This window comes from Cytobacillus solani, from assembly GCF_001420595.1.
Classification (GTDB): Bacteria; Bacillota; Bacilli; order Bacillales; family Cytobacillaceae; genus Cytobacillus; species Cytobacillus solani.
This window is the reverse complement of the sequence record NZ_LJIX01000006.1, coordinates 4,279,256-4,301,169: the sequence shown is the minus strand read 5'-3', so window position 1 is coordinate 4,301,169 and position 21,914 is coordinate 4,279,256. Positions and strand designations below refer to the sequence as shown.

Genomic DNA, 21,914 nt, shown 5'->3' with positions numbered 1-21,914 from the left:
TTATATTGATAGAATAATCAGAAATATATTAGAGGTGGAATAAAATTTGAAGAAAATAATAGGATGCCTACACGCACATTATTCAAATATTGAGTATATCGAAAACGCACTCTCCCCATATGACATTGAATTAATACATTTTGTTGACCCCGCATTAATGGTTCGAGTGACAACTGATGAGAACTTCAAAGAAGCTGATGCTCAAAATAAAGTTAAGGAGCAAATAGAGTGGATCGCCCAAAGTAATGTTGATGCTATTCTCATTACTTGCACAAACTATATAGCAATTTTACAGGAAGAACAACTCTCAATATCAGTGCCTATTATCAAAATTGATGAACCCTACTTTGAATATATCTGTAATATAGAGCAACCCCAGATAATCCTATTTACAAATCCTGCAACAGTTAATGGGACTATGGAGAGACTCAATCAATATGCTTACAAACATCAAAAATCTCTAGATATAGAGGTAATTGTCATTAATAATACTTTTGAATTGATAATGCAAGGTCTAAAACAAGAATATAATCAAGAAATTTCTAAGTTATTGAATACAATTATTAAAGAAGATAAGATTATCTCCGTCGCTCAATTATCAATGGTTGATGCTTCCAAGGAAGTTGAGTATATGACATCTAAGTCTATAATTAATCCTTTGGATACATTAATTTCTTCCATTGTTAATAAGATCGAAATGGACAAGAAATCATTGGTATTATAATTTATCCTTATTGAAGTAACGAAGCAGCATTCCTGTAATGATGAAAATGAATGTTGAATATAAAACGTCTCAAACCATTGATATCACTGGTTTTGAGACGTTTTTTTAACTGTTTAAAAGCTGCGCAAAACTTCCATTAACACTAATTGCCCATCGTAAACCCCTTATTGAACAACGGGAGGTCAGTTGGATAAGTTATAACTTGCCTTATGGGGACGGGTGAATTTTAGAGAAATGTTAAAAATAACCTAAGTAGGAGGTGAGAAATTGAAAAAACAATATTTTGTTCAATTCTCAGACGATAGTATAAAAGACGATTTTGCCCTTCCAAAAGATATGTTTAAATCAATGGATGTCGGAATTAGAGACATAGATACGGACTTTCTTTATACATTGGTTCAAAATATGTTCAGCTTTCCTGTATTCTTTGTGCTGGAATCTGTGATTTTTGAACATATTGAAAAGATTATTTTGGAAAGGAATATCCCTTACTATAAGTTTGCTTCGGACGGTATTATTATCAAAATTGATTCGGTTGACACACTAGAAGTGATTTGTAGTAGTACGGTTGATTTAGTTTTAAATGGATTGAGCGTGTTTATTTTCTTTGGACAAGGACTTTCTGAAGGGAATTTAGTCCCAACAAGAAACTGGGATAAACCTATTGAATTTAAAAATCTAGATTTTGAAAAGGTCGATACATTTATTGATGTACACGAGGTTGGACTCACTATATTTAGTAAGAATGACAAATACAACTCCCCTAAAAAAATTACACACTTTATATCAGAAGCCTACTCGCTTGATTTGGAGAACAGCGATATTTAATTAGCTTAAATAAGAACAAAATCAAGGACCTTGATTGAGGTCCTCAATTTATACTAGCTTATATCAACAATATTATTTAACAGAGCTTTTTATTAAAGGGCCATTTTCTTGAATAAGCAGGACTTCTTATTAAAATATCGAAATAGTTTTAAACAAGGAGTAAAAAAGGAGATGAAAGTATGAGAGTAGGCATTATAGGAGGTGGTTTCGGCTTAAGAATTCAAGCACCTATAATCAAAGTCCATCCTTCTATGGACGTGTCGGCTGTTTGTACAATGAACCGGCATCAATTGCCAAATGAAATATTAAGTTGGGAACCCCCCCCAAAACATTATCTAGACTGGGCTCAAATGTTAAATAAAGAGAAGATGGATATTTTATTTGTGAGTTCTATGCCAATACATCATTATGAAATAGTTAAATATGCAATAAAAAAGGGAATAAATATTGTGTGTGAAAAGCCATTTACTATGAATAGTAACGAATCAAGAGAGTTACTAAATCTTGCCACGGAAAATAATGTTAAGATTTTAATTGATTTTGAATGGAGATACTTACCTATTCGTCAGAAAGTAAAAGAAATAATTGAGAAAAACCATATTGGTAAAGTTATTCACTTTGAATATCATATTTCATCCCCTCGATACCAATATCTCCAAAATAATAAATTAGGTTGGTTGGGAGAAAAACAGAAGTTTGGAGGAATGTTAGGGGCATTAGGAACACATATGATTGATTGTTTGAGTTGGTTAGTAAAGGACGAAATAGAAGATTTGAGTGGTTTTGTATATACGCACGTTCCACAAGCTGTAGGCGAACATAGAGAAGCAGATGATGCTTTCTTTATACACGGTAAAATGAAAGGTAACTCCACTTTTTCCATTCAATTAATATCAGGAATTAATCACTCATTTGGAGCAAATTTAAGAGTTTTCGGAAGTTTAGGAACAGTAGCCTTACATAATGATCAAGAACTTTATTTTGGAAAAACAAACGAAAAATTAAATGAAATAAATGTTATAAAACCAGAAATACCAGCTCACCAATTATCAGGAGAGGCAATTGCTTATTTTCCAGCCTTTTATCCATTTTTAGAAAAAGTTTATGAATATATGGCTTTCGAAAAGTTGGATCAAGATCTTCCTACAATCGTGGACGGGCATAAAAATCAAGTTATTCTAGATAAAGTTTTAGCAAATTAATGATTTCCTTATTCCACAAAACCAGCTAATAGTTGTCAACATTTTTCAATAAAAAAATGAAAAATTAGATGATATACTAAAGATGAGTATGCCAAATAGCCTTCCTAATTTCATTATTGGAAGGTTTTGTTTTATGTTGTTAAATATAGTTTTTAAGTTAACTCTTGGAAAGTAGTTTTGTTCTTTAATAGTGCATAAATCAAGTGTAAAAGCTTATTAGCACAAGCAATTATTGCTACTCTATAGGATTTACCTTCATCGCGTTTTTTATCGTAAAACTCTCTTAATCTTTTGTTTCGAGGTATAACGGTATCGCTCTTCTTTTGTTTACGTGCATCTCGAATTCCACAGTACACAGCCATATATAATGCTTGCCTTAACCTTCTGGATCCTCTTTTAGTTATGCGATTGTTGGTCGCTGTAAACCTTCCAGAAGAGTAAACACTAGGATCTATTCCAGTGCTTGCTTGTTTAATAGATGTGCAAGAGATGTAAACTTTATTTTAGGATCAGACTTTGCTAATTCTGCTATCCTTCTGCAGTTAGCAGTGAGCTTTATCTTTGCAGCTTTATCTTATAAGTATATAGAAGAGCCATTCAGGCGCAGCGGATATAAGACTATGTTCCGACGTGGACGAAGAAACCCAACTTACCGAAGTTACACCCGTCCTGTTTTTCTGGTGAGCATACTTCTTGTCTTTCTCATTTTGATCGTATTCAGAATCTCGCTTACCAATTCTGAAGAGGAATCTCCGGTGGCAGAAGAGACATTGCACTATATGCAGCAGGAGAAAGTAGATAAAGCTGCACTGGATAAATTAGGACTAAATGAAGGTACCGATGATCAAACAGAAAAAGTTAATGAACAGAATCAACCATCTTCCATAGATGAAGATACTCAATTGGGAAAGGGAATTACCGTGATTGGGGATTCCGTCATACTGGGTGCGGCTTCTTATCTAGAGAACATACTTCCGGGGGTTGTTATCGACGGCGAGGTTGGCCGTCAGATGATACATGCACAGGGTGTTATTGATCGGCTCAAAGAAGAGGGGAGATTAGGTGACCGAATCATCATTGAACTCGGAACCAATGGATCCTTCAATACGAAGCAGTTGCGTAATTTACTATATTCGCTCAGTAATGCCGAACAAATTTTCTTAGTGAATACACGCGTTCCAAGAGAATGGCAAGATACCGTTAATGAGGATATTACAGAGGTTGCAAAAGAGTTTAGCAATACGACTGTAATAGATTGGCATTCAGCCAGTGAAGGAAAGGACTATTTCTTTACTCAAGATGGAGCGCATTTGAAGTCGGAGGGAGCCAAGTATTACGCCTCAATTATTGCGGAAGCCGTAAAAGGGAAAAGTCTGTGAAAAATTTTCGAAACAGAGATCGTAAAATAAATGAAATCCATAACTATAAATAAGTGAAAGGAAGAAGAGGAATGTCACTAAGGGGGAAAACGATTATAGCCATCATAGTACTTGCCGTTTTCGGCATTACGGTTTATTACCTAATACAGCAAGAGCAAGATGTTACATCAGTTCCAAATATACCACTAATGAAAGAAGAAGTAGATGAACAAAAAGAAAAATTTAAAGAACAGACTAAACCAACACTGACAGAAGAAGCATCTAACCAAAAAGTAAAAGTAAAAGAACAGACTAAACCATCTTCTATGGTTGAAGATACCCAATCAGGAAAAGGGATTACCGCGATTGGAGATTCAGTCATCCTGGGTGTGTCCTCTTATCTGGAGAACATGCTACCGGGCATTGTAATCGACGGCAAGGTAGGTCGTCAGATGACACATGCGCAGGATGTTATTGATGAACTAAAAGCACAGGGGAAACTGGGGGATCGAATCATCATTGAGCTCGGAACCAATGGGCTATTCAATAAGGAAAAGTTGCGTAATTTGTTGCATTCACTTAGCGGAGCAGAGCAGATTTTTTTAGTAAATACTCGAGTTCCTAAAGATTGGCAGGATACCGTTAATAAGGGTATTACAGAGGTGGCTAAAGAGTTTAGCAATACGACTGTAGTAGATTGGTATTCAGCCAGTGAAGGAAAGGATGATTACTTCACTCAAGACGGGGTGCATCTGCAACCTAATGGTGCCAAATATTACGCTTCGATTATTGCGGAAGCTGTGAAAGAGGCGAGTCGGTAAAAATTAATGCTATCTTGAATGAATATAAAAATTTGTTTTTATTTATGAAGGGAACTTCTAGCAAGTAAATGGACCTTTAAACAACTAAAGACGTTCCTATCATAATAGGAAGAATTAGCTTTAAAAAGGTAGTGTCAAAAATAATGCAATCGTTTAGCTATTACTGATAAGAAAGAGGATATATATGGGAAGAATAAGAAGGAAGAGCAAAATTAAATGGAAAAGGGCTATCTTGTTTGGAATGGTCTTATTGCTAATCATTAGTGGTTTATTTGGTTACAGCATTTATCGTACCACTGCAAAATCAGTAAACAATATGTATAAACCACTGGATATCGATTCAAAACAACTTTCATTTGCTTCACAGGATCCAATATCAATCCTACTGTTAGGTATAGATGAACGACCTGGTGATATTGGGCGTTCAGATTCTATGATTGTCATAACAGTTAATCCAAAGACAGAAACATCTACGATGGTGAGTATCCCTCGTGATACAAGAGCATTCATTTCATCCAAGAACTCCTATAATAAAATCAATGCGGCATATGCGTATGGCGGAATTGAAGAAACTGTCCAAACGATAGAACAGTTTTTGAATATTCCAATCAATTATTACGTTAAGGTAAATATGGAAGGGTTTAAGGATATTGTAGACGCGGTTGGCGGTGTCACAGTGAATAATCCATTTGCTTTTACCCTTGAAGGTGTTCATATACCAAAAGGAAAACAACATATAAATGGGGACGTCGCCCTTAAATATGCACGGATGAGAAAAGAGGATCCTCGCGGTGATTTTGGTCGACAGCAGCGGCAACGTGAGGTTATTGACCAAATCATACATGAAGGGTCACGATTAAATTCATTAGCTAACTATAAAAAGATATTAAAAGCACTAGAAAAAAATGTTCAAACGAACTTAACACTGGATCAAATGATTGCTATTCATCGCTCTCATAAAAGTGCTGCTAAGAATATTAAAGAAATAGAAATTCCGGGTGAAGGAGGAAAGGTTGGTAATATATGGTATTATATTGTGAGTGAAGAAACGAGAACGCAATTATCGAGCGAACTTCGTGAACAATTGAAACTACCAATAGAGGATTCTGCTAACAAAACGCAGACATAATACGGTGAGATGAAGTAAAAGGGGCATTTAAAGGAATTGTTTCATCATTAGGGTATATGTTTTAATAATACGTATTTAAATTAATATATACTGTTAAAAATCAAATAAAGGATAAAGATTCCTATTACATAAAAATAAAGCATAAGTTTTCTAAAAAATATTTAAATATAGATGATTTACTCGATTTAATAAAAATATAAACGAAAACGAAGCTGAAAATATGCTTTGTGATCATCTTGAAGTCATGTGGCTCTAGCGTGGAAAGCTTATGCTTTATTCAATGGAAAAGTTATAGTGTACGTCACATTGTGACTTGAACCATAAAAATGTCACTGTGACATGCTTTTGCTTTAAAAGTATAAGTGACAAACCTATGCTTTAAAATGTCACGAGAGTTTTAAATTTATTTAGTGCCTATTACCATTTTTTTATTTTGAGATAATTTACAATCAAAGAAATTCAAAAAGATATTCCCCCTATTACAACATGAATAAATGCTAGCTAGCTTTGAAAAAAGATTAATTATTTAAAATGAAGATTGATAATCTATTATAAAGTTTGATTAAAAATCCTTTGTTGATATGCAGGATTTTTTCTTATCCCATAATCGGGCCATATTGTGGAATAACACCTTTGTAGAAAATTGGATATTTATGGTAATATATGCATCATATTGTGAAGGAATGTACTTAAACAAACGAAGCAGGTAAGTTTAATAAGGAAAGCGATAAAAATAGGTATAAGAGATATTGTTAATTACACTCAAGAGGGGGTTACTAACTTATACAACTTAACTATAAATTATTAAATAGAATATGGATATAAATTGTTGAAGTTAATGGTTTATTCCGACCATAATGTGTAATAGAAGAGAAGTTGCTTGTTTAACTAACGGGAAATAAGAAGCTGAAAAGCCACGATACTTTTATAATAGAAAGCTTAAAATTGTAGAAAAAACAGAAGTAATTCTTCTGTTTTTTCTAATAGGTGAAAATTATTATTAACGGAGTATCCAATGCCATTTAATTGCGTCATTTTCAACATTTTTGACAAAATCGTCCTTCCCGTCCCCATATCCATCAATATCATTTGGATACTGTTCGGCAAGTTTGCTCTTTAATTCCCCATACTGCATGCAAACTTCTGGGTGTTCGCGAAGGTAATCTCTAAATGCTAAGTGCCTTTCAATTTCTTTTATGTTGTTAAATTGAAAAGCGTGAATTTGGTGAGTGCGATTATCTCCACCTTTGCGGAAATACCTTCTTCCAGGGATCCCGAATTCCCCCATAACTTCATATCCAATGTCTTGGAATTGGTTAGAAAACGAGTCCAATTTATTAATATCATTGACAACAAGTAAAATATCAATAACTGGTTTTGCTTTTAGTCCTGAAACTGATGTACTTCCAATATGAAAACTATTCACCAATTCTTCTTGAAGGATAGTCCTAATAGACTGTTCTTCATTTTGATATTCGCTGCTCCAATTCTGATTAAAATCTACAACTTTTATAATCATTAGACACACCCCCTTCTTTGAATTTTATTTCGCTAGATTAATTTTGTATATTACGCCAGTATATAAAAAAATAGACTATTTCAATTCTTAACTCAGTAACAAAAAATCTACTATTTTTTTATTTCCTTATTATACTAAAGGGGCAGCATTCCTGTAATGAAGGAAAATGGAGTTTGAACAAAAAAATAACCTCTTGGTAGAATAAGAGAGTCCTAAGCCGGCAAGCAAAAAGGACAAACTCAAAAAACCAGGAGGATATGGAATGAATTATAACCAAAATGATAAGATTACTCAAATTACTTCTAAGACTCTAATTTTAGGCGTTGATATCGCGAAATTCAAACATGTGGCACGGGCACAGGACTACAGAGGAATAGAATTCGGATCACCTTGTTATTTTGAGAATACTAAGCAGGGATTTCAAGTGTTTCTCGAGTGGATCTTTCAATTAAAGGAAGATCAGGCCATGGAAAAAGTGATAGTAGGTATGGAACCTACTGGCCACTATTGGTTAAATCTAGCTCATATACTAAAAGAAAAAAATATAAAATTTGTCGCAGTAAACCCGTTACATGTAAAGAAAAGTAAGGAACTTGACGACAACTCACCGACTAAGAACGATGTGAAAGACGCTAAAGTCATCGCACAGCTGGTCAAGGATGGGAGATACGCTGAACCAACGATTCCACAGGGTGTTTATGCAGAACTCCGCGTGGCGAAAAAAATACGTGATCTCTTAACTGACGACCTTCAAACGGTACAAGGTCAGATTCACAACTGGCTAGATCGCTATTTTCCTGAGTTTTTAACAGTCTTTAAGAGTTGGGAAGGGAAAGCAGCCTTGCAATTTTTAAGGCTAGGAGCTTTACCACATGAACTAATTCATTTCACAGATCAGTACTTATTGGATCATTTACGAAAAGCAGTTAGTCGGAGTGTAGGACTAAACAAAATACTAGAGTTAAAACAAGCAGCTAGAGAGTCCATCGGACTGTGCCAAGGTTCTAATATGGCCAAATTAGAACTAGCGACTCTGCTTGATAAATATGACTTGATACAAGAGAAGTTCGTAGAACTTGATAATAAGATTGATAACCTAATTGAACATATCCCTGGCGTTCAACAAATGTTAGCTATTAAGGGAGTAGGAAGAGATACAGTTGCCGGCTTCTTTGCGGAAGTTGGAAATCTTCAAGACTATAATCACCCTAGACAAATCATAAAACTAGCTGGATTGAGCTTGAAGGAGAACACCTCTGGCAAGCATAAAGGGCAAACAAAAATCACAAAACGAGGTAGGAAGAAACTGAGGGCTCTCCTCTTCAGGGTTTGTATGATTATGGTCGCGAAGAATTCGGCCTTTAAAGCGTTGCATGCCTATTATACGCAACGCTCGGACAATCCACTCAAGAAAATGCAGTCCCTGATTGCTTTATGTAATAAGTTAATACGTATATTCTTTGCCATTGGCAAGAAACAAATTGAGTTTAGTGAAGAGCGAATGTTAAAGGATATCCCTCATATGAGAGCAAACATAAAAGTTGAAAAAGCAGCTTAATTCAGGAACAGTACAATAGAAAAGAGTTTTAGTGTTAAAAGTCTCGTACATTTGAAGCACGGATTAGTCAGCAAAGCAACTAAACTTCGGGCAATGACCCTGTGGGGCAGCATGACTGACATCCACCTCATGGAAAGGTTGGACGAAGGAATTTGAGAGCGAAGACTCTGTGAGGCATGGGAGGGTTGACCTCCATGAGAAATGTGGACATCCACCAGTGCAATCATATTTTGACTCATCCACCATTTTTTGTAAATGCGTGGCTAATGAGCAACAGTCTTTTTTTCTTTGAAAGCCCAAATTTATCCTTACGAGATAAATCCAACCATAGTAGAGAGCATTTACTCTAAAATAACATTCTATAAAATACTGAGAAAACGTGAGTTTTCACTTTGTTTATTGAGGGAGTTTAATTCAAGAAGGAAATAATGAGTGTTATGAAGAATGGTGAAAGACAAGAGGTGTTTTTATGTTTAAATTTATAAGTAAGAAAGTACTAATAATTTTAATCATATTCCTTATGCTTATCTTTGGGATTTTTTTTGTAGCAAATCTAAAAATAGAAAACAATAAAAACCTTTTAACTTCTATTTTGGTGAAATACTGAAAATCCAAAGATATTTTAGATTTATTGTGCAGTACTATTGCTACTATATATGTCCTGAATTTTCTGTTTTTTCATTTCGCCTTTTAGAAAAAATAAAAGCACTTCCATGATATCGATTTAATTCTAATCATTCGGTTACATGGAAGTCTAGTGGATATCCTACAACTGTTTGAGCACTAGAAGCAACTACGACTCTAGATACACCGTTATCCGATGCAGCTTTAAAAATATTGTATAACCATTTATGTTACTCTCTATTAAAGATGTATAAAAATCTGCATCTGGAGAAGGATCTCCTGCTTTGAAGTAGATGTTTACTAGAATTAGGTGAAGGAACTATGGAAAAAGGTTAGAAAAACAAAAAGATTAGAAAATAATAGGGGAAATATGGTATTTTTAATTAGAATTTTAATTATAGGGGGTAATAAATATGACGTTATTTTCACAAACGATAACTGACTATTAGAAATCGCAATTTTTAAATGGAGACGTTATCTACAGGGATGAAATCTTTACGGTCACCATCAACCCTGACCTGAGCCAAGACAGTCGAGTCATGGTGCTGGAAATTACTGACGGCCGGGTTTTGGCAGTCCTAACGCCTGTGATGGTCGATAAGTTAGACCTTTCTAAAGGACATGAACTGTCTGAGCTGGTCTTCCGTCAGAAATTGAATGAAGCAGGAGTCACACTGCATGGCGCAGACTATCTTTTTTATTTTTCAGAAGCAGAAAAGAACGTCTTGCTGCAAGAAAGCCTGGAAGGTACATTGCGCCAATTAACAGAACAAGATGATGTGGTTTTCTCAGAGTTCGAATCCTCCGCCTCGGAACAAGACTTGGATGATGCTTATGTGGAGTTGGATCACTGGGCAGTGTTTGGGTCTTTTGATCAAAACCGTTTGGTCTGTGCTGCCAGCATGTATCCTTGGGAAGAAGATGTGCAAATTGCGGATCTCGGCGTCCTAACTCTGACACTTTTTAGAGGAAAAGGTCATGCACGCAAAGTGGTGCGTTCAATCTGTAAGTACGCCTTTGAGCAGGGATATGAACCACAGTACAGATGTCAGCTTGATAACGAGGCTTCTACGGTACTAGCTAAAGCAGCTGGTTTAACGCTGTTTGGAAAGTGGGATGTGATTTCCCCTGACTGCACGGTCGGAGAGTCCGAGTAGGATAGGTCCGGGTTAATATTTGTTACGCTCGCTCTTCCAATAAAAAATCGGTTTTTAATTTAGGGAATCATTTCGCTTAATAAAATCCTGGTCCATATAAACAGTCGTTGTCTCTTCTTGTCAAAATCAAATCTCTGCTTATTTTGAGGGTGCCTCCCGAACACCTTCGAAAAAACCTTGGGGTGTTTTTGCATTAGAAAATAGAATAAGTTACCCCGCTGAAGGATGGGTTAAATTTACACGTTTCAGGTAAAAATCCAAGAGATAAGGATTTATACGAGAAATTATCATTCTATACTCATTTACTAGAGAGGAGTATCATTTAGAATTATCTATTCAATGAAAAGGAATGGTATTATATGGTGATGAAGATAAAATATATTTGTATAAAAGGAGGTTTACACTTATGAATCATAAGGAATTAAAAAAGATTGCAACTGCAGTTACTTCACCTACAGAATTAAATGATTTTGTTGAGTACGGAGGTGTTGGTGCAGCCATTGAAACCGTAGATGGTAATATCTATACAGGAATTAGCATAGATACAGCTTGTTCCATGGGTTTTTGTGCAGAGCATGCAGCGGTTGCAGACATGTTGAAAAATAGCGAATTTCAAATAAAAGCTTTAGTTGCAGTTGACTCGGAAGGAAATGCTGTTCCACCTTGTGGACGGTGCCGTGAGTTGATCAGTCAGCTTTCAAAAGGAAATTTAGAAGCTGTTGTAGAGGTTGAAAATGACACGCTTGTTTTATTGAAAGAGATTTTGCCGTATGACTGGAAAGCCACTCGAGGCAGAGAGTGGTAATTGGTTACTAAGTATTTATAAAAATATTAATACAGAAAAAAAGAAAGGCAAAGATTTTACGTTAGATACCAAAAATGAAATACTTAGAATAAGGAGTGCTATTCCTCATATGGCAGTATCAAAGAATGTAAAAATAGCCGGTTGATTATGTTTTAGATTAGATTAAGTAGTTAGATACTAAAGGTGTAGGAACATTTGGAGCACGGATTAGTCAGTAAAGCAACAATACTTCGGGCAAGGACCTTGTGGGCCAGCGCAACTGACATCCACCAGTAGTATCATATTTTTACTAGTAACCCAATTTCTGTAAGGTGTTGGTTAGTAAACTATGAGTCTTTTTTCTTCAAATGCCCAATTTTATCTTTGTAACCCAACTTTATCCATACAGAAGATAATCTTTGAAACAAATTACTATGAAAATCTAAGAAAACACGAAAAATCGTTAGATTTTACATTCTTTATTGAGGGAGATTGTTGAAGAAGCTTTTTGAACGGGCAGATTCGTATGAAAGATTAGTTTAACGAAAATTGCGAATTTTTCTGTGGTTTGTCTACATTTTTCATTAAAAAACCATTAATCTTCATGTTATACTAAAAAATGTTCATAACAAATAGCCTTCCACTTCATTTATTTTGGAAGGTTTTTCATTTTATTGATAGATGTAGTGGTTAATCTATATCTTGGAAAGTTTATTTACGCATGCAATGATAGCTACTCTAAAAGGTTTTCCTTCTTCTCGTTTTTATCATAAAAGCTGCGTAATTTCTTGTTTCTAGGGATAATCTTATCAGTCGTTTTTTGCTTTCTTGCATCACGAATGCCACATAGGACAGCCATATACAACGATTGCATATATGACAATTCTTGAATCCTCATCATCCGAATAATAATGTATCTTCAGCATTTTTAAATAACGTAAATAATCACCATGTATGTATGCATACTTTCTAACTGTTTTATTACTACCCCTTAAATTTTTATCCAAAAGATACAAAGCAACATCTTGTATAGGAAGAAAAAATTTTCTGTAATGGTATAGTAAATATTGTATTATCCATTTTTTATTATCCTTGCTTTAAAGACTCTAATCCCCATGTTTTTATCTTTTCATTCATTTGAAGTTAATTAATTAAAACTATTATCTATAAAAATTTCTTACCTCATCCATATATTTTATAAAATTGTTAAAAAATGAAGCAGGCGATACAACTTTGACGAATTTACCATAACTTAGAAGAGTATTATATCCAAATACATTATCATTTAGAGGATAGATTACAGAATACCATGTATCATCTACATTCTTAATGTTTTCTCTACCTAGTAATTCTAAGAATTTATCAATAACTAATTTATTTACTAATAGAGTAACTCGAACTTTATTTTTTTCCATCCATTCACCTCCATTATAGGAGAGTGGTCGATATTCTCTTTTCGAGAAAGTGCCTATGATACTAAGGTTTGACATTCTTGCAAGTTTGTAAATATTAAATCGTTCTGTGGAATAACAATAGGCGTCCATGTACCAGCTTTTGTCTTTATATACAACTCTATATGGTTCAGTAGTCTTTTTTGATTCTTCACCTTGTGAATTTATATAGTTAAAACTAATCAATTCATTATTTCGTATAGATGAAAGTAAATCCAAAACAAGTTTTCTTAACTCTGTATTTCCTTTTGAAAGAGACAAGTCTATTTCAAAATCTGGAGTTTCTCCAATTTTATTTAACTTTAGTATTGCATTAAACGTTGAGTTATCATCTAGTACTTGTAGCCTGCTTTTTAAACTTGTTTCAATTGACATCAACTCCGTTTTCGACAACGGAGGTTTATTTAACTCAACTGAATCGCTCAAATATATACCACCATTTTTACCTTTTTCACAATACAGAGGTATTCCAGACAAAGTAAGGTCGTCTATATCTCTCATAATTGTTCTTATGTTTACATTGAATTTTTCAGATAATTCTTTAGCTGTTGTTTTTTTATGGTCTATTAGGTAAGAAATTATTCCCATATGCCTATCTATTTTCATAAAATCTACCTCACAAATTTTCTTTTTTAATATGACATACAGTTGTCATATTACCTTTGATAAGATTATAGCATAAAACAAAGGGGGTTAATGACCATGAAAGTTAAAAGCAGAGAAACATTTAAATTAATTGGTAGGAGTATTGAGATACAAGGGCAAGGAGTAAATGATGAAAATTACTCGAAAGAAAAAACAGAGTTCTATAAGGAATTGTTTAATCAAGGCATGATGAAAGAACTTATGCCTATTTCAACAGATAAAAAAGGATATGCAGTTATTATTCCAATAGATAACGGAATAAAATACTTTGCGGGTGTTGTATCAGATGATTATAATGACAGATATGAAATCTTAGAAATATCTTCACAATCTTATGTAGTACTTACTAAAAATGATGGAATTTCGAGGCTCTTATTTGATAAACTTGAAAATGAGTTTTTTACAAATGAAGACAATGCTTCAAAATATAACGGAAAAGAAATTCTTGAAGTTCTTTTGAATGGAGATCCAATGAATGCCGAAGTTGAATTGTGGGTGCCAATTAACAGTTAGGTTTTGAGACTTAATTTTAAAAAGAGGCCGGGACAAAACTAAATTATCCACTTCTAAATCCGAATAATATACTTTACTAAACACGTGAAAAATAATAAAAACCGAACTACTCTGAAGCTCTAAAATAGAGTTTCAAATAATAGTTCGGTTTTTTCATTTGCTGAAAACCTTATGTCCCAGCCTCTTTTTTAGATTTCTTTAATTTACTAAACTTTACTTCCTGGGTAAATGCAGCAAGTACTTGAAAATCTGTAACTCTAAAATAAAGATCAGTTTATACCAAGATGCACGATTGAGTCCGTTAAAAATCAATTCAGAAGCATTTGGTTCAACATATAAGAGAGAAGTGAAATTCTCACTAGAATCTGTTGCAGAGCGATTAAAATCAGTTAAGGATAGATTTATTCTAGATGCTTTTAATTAAAATGGTTCGTTAGTTAATAGTTTCTTTTATACGTGAAAACAGTCTCAAAACTAGTCATAAAGGGTATGTTTTCGGGATATATGTATCACCAGAAGGTAAAGGTAAGGGTTTGGGAAAATTACTAATGATTGAACTAATAAGGATGGCGAATAATTGTGATGGTTTGGAACATATAATTATTGAGCTAAACCAGCTAATAGTTTGTCGACATTTTTCAATAAAAAGTTTAATAACCTCATGATATACTAAAAATGTTCATGCCAAATAACCTTCCGTTGTATAGTAATTGGAAGGTTTTGTTGTATTTAGTTAGGTATAGTTCCTAAGCTATATCTTGGAAAAAGGTTCTGCTTTTTAGTAAGGCGTAAATCCAATGTAAGAGTTTGTTTACACATGCAATAATCGCTACTCTAAAGGGTTTTCCTTCTTCTCGTTTCTTATCGTAAAACTCTCGTAGTCTTCTATTACGTGGAATGATTTCATCAGTCGTTTTCTTTTTTCGGGAATCCCGAAAACCACTTTGAACAGCCATATACAAGGCGTGGCGAAGCCTACATGAGCCCCGTTTGGTTATACGGTTTACCGATGCAGTAAACTTTCAGTACACACTAGGATCTATTCCAGCGAATGCAACTAACTTCTTGGCATCATTAAACCGATCTATCTCTCCGATTTCAGAAATAATCGTTGCAGCGATTTTTTCTCCGACTCTAGGGATAGGTTGAAGGATTTCATATTCTTCAATTTCACTAGCGAGGGCATCTATTTCATCCGCAATATTGGATAGATGCTCTTGGTATTAAAGAACAATCATGCCCAAGATTTCAAGGTTAAAAATATGACTTTCGTAGAGATTGTTTTGAAAAGGATCACGAAGGGCTGCTTCTCTTAACTTCTGTGCCTTTTCCTTTGACCAAGACTCCGAACGACTCGTACATAATGAAGCTATTTTATCCGTTAACTCTTTTTCACTCACACTTAATACAGCTTTAGAAGTAGGGAATTCTAGTAAAGTAAGCAATGACACTTTCGAATATAGGCTTCCAAATACCCCCGATACACAGGGAAAACCTGATCAATTAAAGAATGAAGTTGTATCTTTGTTTTAGCTGATATTTCCCCAATACTCTCTTGTTGTTTTGTTAGATTACGAAGGTTTAATAGTTGAACTCCACGCTTCTTGTAAGGTTCTAGCTCCTATTTATAAAACTGTTCACAAAGGTGATAAGCATCAATTGCATCTGTTTTTACCTTTCGTAGGCTTGAGCTCTTGGCTCTATGTGAGATAAGTGGATTGACAATAATATAAACATAATTTTGTTCCTCTAGAAACTGAATGACGGGAATATGATAATGACCAGTTGATTCTAAAACAACCGAAGGTTGATGACCACCAGCAGTCTTTTCCACATTTTGAAGGAATTCTAATAAGCATCCTAAACCTTGAATATCGTGCGTAATACTAAAACTCTTGCGATATGGTTTACCTTTATCTAAAAACGCTTGAACCTGACTTTCTCCTTTTGATACATCCAGACCAATCACTGGATTCATTACTTTTCTCCTCCTCCTAGAAATACAAATTAGTCGGTAACCCCTATAGCTCCTTGTAATGTCATAGGTTCGCTTGTTAAACGGGATCTTTGTCCCAACCAGCCTGAAACATGTTTATACAAGTAGGGGGTGAACAGTTTAGCTGACGGAATCGAGTTCCACGGGTGCGACGTTCTACCCCGACTACCGTAATAATAAGACCATAAACAAAAAGGTCAACCAGAAAAATAAAGTTGGGGAGGGCTATTTAAACTAATGCTGGAGTTAGTACGAATAAAATATGATTCGGTTCATCACTTTTGTTCAAAAATCGGTGTTTAACATTCGGTGGAATGCGTACGACATCTCCTTCATTTAAAAAATATTCTGTGCCTTCTAGTTCAACGTACGCTTGTCCTTTCATTACGACAGCAATTTCTTCTTGGTTGTCGTGTGAATAGTGACTTTCTGTAGTGCTTGCGTGTGCCTTTAAATCCATCATTAAGAGTTCAATATGTGCTTTCATGAAGTCTGGTGTTAACACATCATAGACAATATGATCACTATTCTCGCGATATACTTTCTTTCGATCATGTTTTCTCGAAATGAGCGAATCTGTATCAATTTCATTAATGAAGAGGGTAAAGAGTGGCACATTTAATGCTTGCGCAATCAGTTTTAGTACACTTAACGAGGGATTTGCTTGTCCTCTTTCTATTTGGCTAATAAGTGAAGTGCTAATTCCTGCATATTCGGCGAACTCACGAATTGTCATACCATTCTTTTTACGATAATTTAATACCGTTTGCCCGAGGCGATGATTGGTCATAGTAAAGATCCTTTCTAAAATAATGTATGTTTCATTCATTTTGTGCTGACATACTAAACATGGAGAATTAGTACTTTTATCGATTACATAAATATTTTATACTTACGTTTGTACATTATAATGTATTAATTTTATTATTGTAAACGAACATCTAGGGGGGAAACAGAATTGAAATCACCACTTATTTCTTACATAACTCTATTTTTGGGCGTATTTGCATTATCGACTTCAGCGATCTTTGTGAAATTAGCAGATGCACCCGTGACAATTACAGCATTTTATCGGATGCTTTTTGCAGCAGTAATGCTTTTGCCATTTTTATTAGTTAATAAAAAGAACAGACAAGAATTACGGTTGTTGTCAAAAAAACAATGGGGACTTGGATTATTATCAGGTGTATTTCTAGCAGCCCATTATGTATTGTGGTTTGAATCATTAAATTACACATCTGTAGCAAGCTCGACGGTTATCGTCACATTACAGCCACTCTTTTCGATGGTTGGCGGCTATTTTTTATTCAAAGAGCGATTTAGCAAAGGGGCTATAGCAGGCTGCCTCGTCGCGATTGCCGGAAGTATTGTCATTGGATGGCGAGATTTTCAAATTAGTGGTCAGGCATTATTTGGCGATATACTTGCTTTTATCGCGGCAGGCATCATAACAGCCTACTTCTTCATTGGTCAGCATGTGCGTAAAAGGCTATCCCTTATCCCATATTCAGTTATTAGTTATGGGAGCAGTACACTACTTTTAGGTGTTTTTGCATTCAGTCAGCAAACCCCCTTCTTCAATTATTCTGTACAAACATGGTGGTCCTTTATTGGATTAGCGTTTATTGCAACAATTTTAGGGCAAACAATTTTCAATTGGTTGTTGAAATGGCTAAGTACTTCAATTATTTCAATGAGTATATTAGGAGAGACAATTGGAACTTGTATACTCGCTTATTTTATTTTGGATGAGGTCATTTCATTACAACAAGGTATGGGTATCGCACTCATCTTAATCGGTCTAGCATTATTTTTACTACAGCAAAGAAATAACGAATAAACAATAGAGATTAATTGGCTGTAAGAGAATAGATTTAATTGAAGAACATTTATAAGAAGAATTCTTTTAAAATAACTCCTTTGTTCAACTATCGGTCGCAATTCTTTAATAAGAATCGCATTTCTTAATGAACTAACTGGGGCAATTACTTAATAATATACTATAAAACTAGTATATTTTAGAGTTTTCAGGTGAATACTGTTAGTAAAAGGACGATCGGGGAGTTGTTCATTATGCTTGTATCTGAAGCCTGGAATCTATATAAATCAGATAAACAAATACAGGGATATTCTTCTCAAACATTAAAGGTATATAAAGTGCAAATATACTTGTTGATCAAATACTTTGGAGATAACAGGATTACTGATATTACAACAGAATCTATTAAACTATATCTGGGAGAAGTTGCAGCTGAGTTAAATGCATCTAGTCTCTGCCATCAGATACGTTTTATAAAACGTTGTTTAAATGGGCTCAAGAAGAGAAGTATGTTTCAATTAACCTGCTATCTACCATTAAAGAATCAAAGCCGGAGAGTAGAATTCCTAAGTTTTTAAAAGAAGAGGAAATTGAATTACTTCGTGAAGCCTGTAATACTACTTTTGAGAAAGCGTTATTTGAGTTCATGTATTCAACCGGATGTAGGATTGGAGAAGTCGTAAACCTAGATAAGCATTCCATCAACTTTGCCGAACAGTCTGTTATCGTTTTTGGAAAAGGGAAAAAAGAAAGAGAAGTGTATTTTAACACGCGATGTAGTATTTGGTTAAAAAGATATTTCGAAGAAAGAACGGATGATCAACAAGCTCTGTTTGTAACGATTCGAGCACCTCATCGAATGAGTATTGCACAGATGAGATATGTGATAAAAAAAGTCTCAAAGAGAGGTGGAATAAATAAGTGCATTCATCCACATCAACTTAGGCATAGCTATGCAACTACACTTATAAATAATGAAGCACCATTAGAGGACATACAGAATTTAATGGGACACGAAAAGAGTGAAACCACCCGAGTTTACGCTTATCTAAGTGGACATTTAAGACGTGAGTTATATAAGCAGTTCTTTTAATTGCTGATCTGATACAGCACTTTTTATTGTGCTAAAGGAGCAGTTTAATTGAACAAGAAAAACATTTACGATGGGTAGTTTTACGATTCTCTATTGAAACTTTAATAATATTCATGATATATTAATGCTAATAAAATAACACGGTGCTGTTTTTATCCCCGGGTAAAAACTATTAAAAAGCATTGAATCTCATTCCCATTAGGGCCTATTTTTAGGAGGGGTGAGATTCAATGCTTTTTGTTTTTTTAAAGTCATCATTGTTATTTAGAAAAGCAAAAGGAGGTTAAAATCAATGTTTAAAATCAGAGTCTTAAGTAATGAGGATGTTAAACAGGTATTAAATGTCAAGCAGGTGATTGATTTAGTTGAAACAGTTTACAAATCAAAAAGTGATAGTAAAGCAGAAACCTGGCCAACCATTTTTTATGATTTTGAACCAGGTAAGGCAGACATGGACATTAAATCAGGTTATTTAAAGAGCGAAAAGCTATTTGGACATAAGACAGTAACATGGTTTGGTGATAATGAAGAAAAGGGCATTCCTACTTTAATCGGAGTTATTAACTTGTTTGATGCCGAAACAGGTAAACCTATAGGAATAACAGATGCTTCGTTCATTACTGGGATACGCACAGGAGCTTCTGGTGCTATTGGTGCTAAATACTTAGCCAAAGAAAATTCTAAGAATTTACTTGTCCTAGGAGCAGGAAACCAGGCAATTTTTCAGATTGCAGCTACATTAACAGCATTGCCAAATATAAAAACAGTAAGGATAGCAGCAAGAAATAAAATAAAACTAAAAAGTTTTGTCAGCGGGATTTCTCAAAGGCTACAACAAGAATTCGGAATAGATACAGAAACGATAATATTTGAAGAGGTTGAATGTTTGGAAAGTGCAGTTAAAAACAGTGACATCATCATAACTGTGACGTCTTCAAAAGAACCGTTAATAAAACATCAATGGGTACAAAAAGGAACACATATTTCATGCATAGGAGCGGATATGGCTGGAAAACAGGAGATAGAATCAGAAATCATGTCAAAAGCAAGTATATTTGTAGATGATAAGGAGCATTGTGTTCAGGTTGGTGAAATTGAATTACCCCTTAAACAAGGCATAATCACAGAGAGTAATATTGCTGGGGAGATAGGTGACTTAATCCTAGGAAAGATTAATGGAAGGTCTAACGATGAACAAATAACGGTATTTGATGCAACAGGAATGGCACTTTTAGATATTTATACAGCAAAATTTGCACTGCAAGTTGCAGAAGAAAAAGGTCTTGGAATAAAATCAGAAATTTAGAAGGAGATATAAATAATGAGTTTTAATTATAATCATGTTAAAAATGCTTATGAACGTATCAAAAAGTATGTGCCAAATACACCACTTGAGGAATCTTTTTACTTGGGAGATGAAAGTAAAAAATATTTTTTTAAACTTGAATCTTTTCAAAAAGTAAAAAGCTTTAAAATCCGGGGAGCTTTAAATAAAATGATGACCTTAACTAAAGAGGAAATGAGCCATGGAGTTGCAGCAATTTCTTCAGGAAACCATGGAAGTTCCGTAAGTTATGCAGCTTCAATCCTTGGAATAAGTAATGTAAAGATCATTGTTCCTAAAACTACACCCCAGAGTAAAATAGACAAAATCCAATATTTTGGGGCTGAGGTTATGCTTTTAGGCAATAATTATGATGAAGCTCATTCATTAGGAATGGAATTTATTAAAAAACATCAATTAACTTATATTGACGCTTACTATAGTGATCCAGAAATTTATGGCGGTCAGGGTACAGTTGGGATTGAAATTCTAGAGCAGAATAATGACATTGATACTATCGTAGTACCGATAGGAGGAGGGGGGCTGATTACAGGAATAGCTGTTGCAGCTAAAACTATAAAACCAGGAATTCGTATCATTGGAGTCCAAACAGAAGCATGTCCTGCCATGATAAAATCTTATGAAGACAATATTTTTTATGAAGAATATCCAAGCGAGGAATCATTATGTGATGCTCTTGTTGGAGGGGTTGGTAAGCTGAGCTATTATATGGCCAAAATTTACGTTGATGACTTTATAGCTGTATCAGAAGAGTCTATTGCTAAAGCAGTTAGTTTCATGGCAAAAAAAGAAAAGTATATTGTGGAAGCAGGGAGTTGCACTACAGTAGCTGCTGTTATGGATTACAGAGAGCGAATTGGAGGGAAAAACATTGCTCTTGTTTTATCTGGGGGTAATATAGACGGTGATGTATTGACTTATATTTTATCTAAGTATTAAAATGTGCGTTTCATTGGCAGAAAATAAGACAACCAAATAAACTCCTTTCCTGATCAAACTCTAACTATGAAAGAAAAAAACTGCTATAAACTATTGTAATTGTAGGCTTTCCTTAATAAAGGATAGCCTTTTCATATGCCAAAATCTAGGTAGTATTCTTATAATAAAATACCTTTGAAAAGCAAGTTTGTGAAACATTACACTTAAACAATCGGGTGCTAGAGTTCAATAAGTGCGAGCCATCGTTGCAACTACTGCTCTTCCACAATCGGGCTCTTTGATTAAATAAGAATTTATTTTAAATAAAGCTTTATATAAAGGTTTTTATACATAACTTGTATATAAAGCCTTGATTTCTATTCAAAAAACATACTGCCGTAAACAACATTTTTTAATTGCCAAATACATT

18 protein-coding genes and 4 pseudogenes are annotated in these 21,914 nt (G+C 34.4%); 16 read left to right on the top strand and 6 right to left on the bottom strand.

The window, feature by feature from the left end; translation table 11 throughout:
• Window positions 1-46: 46 nt before the first annotated feature.
• The 3 genes from AN957_RS23365 (at window position 47) to AN957_RS23355 (ending at window position 2,754) form a co-directional block, all read left to right on the top strand.
• Window positions 47-724 carry a hypothetical protein gene (locus AN957_RS23365; RefSeq protein ID WP_056686338.1) on the top strand — a complete coding sequence of 226 codons (678 nt, stop codon included), beginning with the start codon at window positions 47-49 and terminating at the stop codon, window positions 722-724.
• Between the two features lie 267 nt (window positions 725-991).
• Window positions 992-1,552 (top strand): hypothetical protein, encoded by a 561-nt coding sequence (locus AN957_RS23360; protein WP_053477666.1) that lies wholly within the window; start codon window positions 992-994, stop codon window positions 1,550-1,552.
• A gap of 179 nt (window positions 1,553-1,731) precedes the next feature.
• A complete protein-coding gene (locus AN957_RS23355) occupies window positions 1,732-2,754 on the top strand; it encodes a Gfo/Idh/MocA family protein (RefSeq protein ID WP_056686335.1) in 1,023 nt (340 codons plus the stop codon).
• A gap of 152 nt (window positions 2,755-2,906) precedes the next feature.
• On the opposite strand, the pseudogene AN957_RS27460 reads toward AN957_RS23355, so the two are convergent.
• A pseudogene (locus AN957_RS27460) lies at window positions 2,907-3,221 on the bottom strand (transposase); the annotation flags it as partial.
• A 288-nt stretch (window positions 3,222-3,509) separates the two neighbouring features.
• Between AN957_RS27460 and AN957_RS23345 the strand changes: the two are divergent.
• The 3 genes from AN957_RS23345 to AN957_RS23335 all read left to right on the top strand — a co-directional run bounded on the left by AN957_RS23345 (window position 3,510) and on the right by AN957_RS23335 (window position 6,062).
• Window positions 3,510-4,133 (top strand): SGNH/GDSL hydrolase family protein, encoded by a 624-nt coding sequence (locus tag AN957_RS23345; RefSeq protein WP_056686332.1) that lies wholly within the window; start codon window positions 3,510-3,512, stop codon window positions 4,131-4,133.
• A 71-nt stretch (window positions 4,134-4,204) separates the two neighbouring features.
• Window positions 4,205-4,933 (top strand): SGNH/GDSL hydrolase family protein, encoded by a 729-nt coding sequence (locus AN957_RS23340; RefSeq protein WP_056686329.1) that lies wholly within the window; start codon window positions 4,205-4,207, stop codon window positions 4,931-4,933.
• Window positions 4,934-5,117: 184 nt separating this feature from the next.
• A complete protein-coding gene (locus AN957_RS23335; RefSeq protein WP_056686326.1) occupies window positions 5,118-6,062 on the top strand; it encodes an LCP family glycopolymer transferase in 945 nt (314 codons plus the stop codon).
• A 1,000-nt stretch (window positions 6,063-7,062) separates the two neighbouring features.
• On the opposite strand, the gene AN957_RS23330 is transcribed toward AN957_RS23335, so the two are convergent.
• On the bottom strand, window positions 7,063-7,581 hold the full coding sequence (locus AN957_RS23330) for a GrpB family protein (protein ID WP_056686324.1): 519 nt from the start codon (window positions 7,579-7,581) through the stop codon (window positions 7,063-7,065).
• Window positions 7,582-7,843: 262 nt separating this feature from the next.
• On the opposite strand from AN957_RS23330, the gene AN957_RS23325 reads away from it, so the two are divergent.
• The 4 genes from AN957_RS23325 (at window position 7,844) to AN957_RS23310 (ending at window position 11,870) form a co-directional block, all read left to right on the top strand.
• Window positions 7,844-9,139, top strand: coding sequence for an IS110 family RNA-guided transposase (locus AN957_RS23325; protein WP_053479329.1), 1,296 nt, complete (start codon window positions 7,844-7,846; stop codon window positions 9,137-9,139).
• A gap of 1,163 nt (window positions 9,140-10,302) precedes the next feature.
• Complete coding sequence (locus AN957_RS23320; protein WP_245637808.1) at window positions 10,303-10,920, top strand: GNAT family N-acetyltransferase; 618 nt, start codon at window positions 10,303-10,305, stop codon at window positions 10,918-10,920.
• 406 nt (window positions 10,921-11,326) lie between these two features.
• The gene (locus AN957_RS23315; RefSeq protein WP_056686321.1) at window positions 11,327-11,725 is read left to right on the top strand and encodes a cytidine deaminase family protein; all 399 of its coding nucleotides are present in this window, start codon (window positions 11,327-11,329) and stop codon (window positions 11,723-11,725) included.
• Window positions 11,691-11,870: a hypothetical protein gene (locus tag AN957_RS23310; RefSeq protein ID WP_056686318.1), complete on the top strand. Its 180-nt coding sequence runs from the start codon at window positions 11,691-11,693 to the stop codon at window positions 11,868-11,870. Before AN957_RS23315 ends, AN957_RS23310 begins: the two co-directional genes overlap by 35 nt.
• A 529-nt stretch (window positions 11,871-12,399) precedes the next feature.
• On the opposite strand, the pseudogene AN957_RS27895 reads toward AN957_RS23310, so the two are convergent.
• Window positions 12,400-12,572 (bottom strand): annotated as a pseudogene (locus tag AN957_RS27895) (IS110 family transposase); the annotation flags it as partial.
• A 292-nt stretch (window positions 12,573-12,864) separates the two neighbouring features.
• The gene (locus AN957_RS23305; protein ID WP_056686315.1) at window positions 12,865-13,761 is read right to left on the bottom strand and encodes a helix-turn-helix transcriptional regulator; all 897 of its coding nucleotides are present in this window, start codon (window positions 13,759-13,761) and stop codon (window positions 12,865-12,867) included.
• 96 nt (window positions 13,762-13,857) lie between these two features.
• Here AN957_RS23305 and AN957_RS23300 point away from each other — a divergent pair, with 96 nt between their 5' ends.
• Together AN957_RS23300 and AN957_RS29240 are read left to right on the top strand one after the other, a co-directional pair.
• On the top strand, window positions 13,858-14,313 hold the full coding sequence (locus AN957_RS23300) for an effector binding domain-containing protein (RefSeq protein WP_056686313.1): 456 nt from the start codon (window positions 13,858-13,860) through the stop codon (window positions 14,311-14,313).
• Between the two features lie 440 nt (window positions 14,314-14,753).
• Window positions 14,754-14,978 carry a GNAT family N-acetyltransferase gene (locus AN957_RS29240; RefSeq protein WP_082446714.1) on the top strand — a complete coding sequence of 75 codons (225 nt, stop codon included), beginning with the start codon at window positions 14,754-14,756 and terminating at the stop codon, window positions 14,976-14,978.
• Window positions 14,979-15,059: 81 nt separating this feature from the next.
• Here AN957_RS29240 and AN957_RS23295 read toward each other — a convergent pair.
• Together AN957_RS23295 and AN957_RS23290 are read right to left on the bottom strand one after the other, a co-directional pair.
• Window positions 15,060-16,291: pseudogene (locus AN957_RS23295) on the bottom strand (IS110 family RNA-guided transposase).
• A gap of 247 nt (window positions 16,292-16,538) precedes the next feature.
• Entirely contained in the window at window positions 16,539-17,138 is a 600-nt protein-coding gene (locus tag AN957_RS23290; RefSeq protein WP_075209231.1) for a helix-turn-helix domain-containing protein, read from the bottom strand.
• Window positions 17,139-17,267: 129 nt separating this feature from the next.
• Here AN957_RS23290 and AN957_RS23285 point away from each other — a divergent pair, with 129 nt between their 5' ends.
• From AN957_RS23285 to AN957_RS23270, 4 genes and pseudogenes are all read left to right on the top strand, one after another.
• The gene (locus AN957_RS23285; RefSeq protein WP_056686309.1) at window positions 17,268-18,149 is read left to right on the top strand and encodes a DMT family transporter; all 882 of its coding nucleotides are present in this window, start codon (window positions 17,268-17,270) and stop codon (window positions 18,147-18,149) included.
• A 233-nt stretch (window positions 18,150-18,382) separates the two neighbouring features.
• Window positions 18,383-19,221, top strand: a pseudogene (locus AN957_RS23280) (tyrosine-type recombinase/integrase).
• Between the two features lie 292 nt (window positions 19,222-19,513).
• A complete protein-coding gene (locus AN957_RS23275) occupies window positions 19,514-20,527 on the top strand; it encodes an ornithine cyclodeaminase family protein (protein ID WP_056686306.1) in 1,014 nt (337 codons plus the stop codon).
• A 15-nt stretch (window positions 20,528-20,542) separates the two neighbouring features.
• Window positions 20,543-21,505, top strand: coding sequence for a threonine ammonia-lyase (locus AN957_RS23270; protein ID WP_056686303.1), 963 nt, complete (start codon window positions 20,543-20,545; stop codon window positions 21,503-21,505).
• Window positions 21,506-21,914: the final 409 nt, after the last annotated feature.

Excerpts from the sequence above, each read along its gene's own strand:
- AN957_RS23355 (WP_056686335.1), top strand. The coding sequence starts at position 1,732 with ATGAGAGTAGGCATTATAGGAGGTGGTTTCGGCTTAAGAATTCAAGCA.
- AN957_RS23340 (WP_056686329.1), top strand. The coding sequence starts at position 4,205 with ATGTCACTAAGGGGGAAAACGATTATAGCCATCATAGTACTTGCCGTT.
- AN957_RS23335 (WP_056686326.1), top strand. The coding sequence starts at position 5,118 with ATGGGAAGAATAAGAAGGAAGAGCAAAATTAAATGGAAAAGGGCTATC.
- AN957_RS23330 (WP_056686324.1), bottom strand. The coding sequence starts at position 7,581 with ATGATTATAAAAGTTGTAGATTTTAATCAGAATTGGAGCAGCGAATAT.
- AN957_RS23325 (WP_053479329.1), top strand. The coding sequence starts at position 7,844 with ATGAATTATAACCAAAATGATAAGATTACTCAAATTACTTCTAAGACT.
- AN957_RS23320 (WP_245637808.1), top strand. The coding sequence starts at position 10,303 with ATGGTGCTGGAAATTACTGACGGCCGGGTTTTGGCAGTCCTAACGCCT.
- AN957_RS23315 (WP_056686321.1), top strand. The coding sequence starts at position 11,327 with ATGAATCATAAGGAATTAAAAAAGATTGCAACTGCAGTTACTTCACCT.
- AN957_RS23310 (WP_056686318.1), top strand. The coding sequence starts at position 11,691 with ATGACTGGAAAGCCACTCGAGGCAGAGAGTGGTAATTGGTTACTAAGT.
- AN957_RS23305 (WP_056686315.1), bottom strand. The coding sequence starts at position 13,761 with ATGAAAATAGATAGGCATATGGGAATAATTTCTTACCTAATAGACCAT.
- AN957_RS23300 (WP_056686313.1), top strand. The coding sequence starts at position 13,858 with ATGAAAGTTAAAAGCAGAGAAACATTTAAATTAATTGGTAGGAGTATT.
- AN957_RS23290 (WP_075209231.1), bottom strand. The coding sequence starts at position 17,138 with ATGAATGAAACATACATTATTTTAGAAAGGATCTTTACTATGACCAAT.
- AN957_RS23275 (WP_056686306.1), top strand. The coding sequence starts at position 19,514 with ATGTTTAAAATCAGAGTCTTAAGTAATGAGGATGTTAAACAGGTATTA.
- AN957_RS23270 (WP_056686303.1), top strand. The coding sequence starts at position 20,543 with ATGAGTTTTAATTATAATCATGTTAAAAATGCTTATGAACGTATCAAA.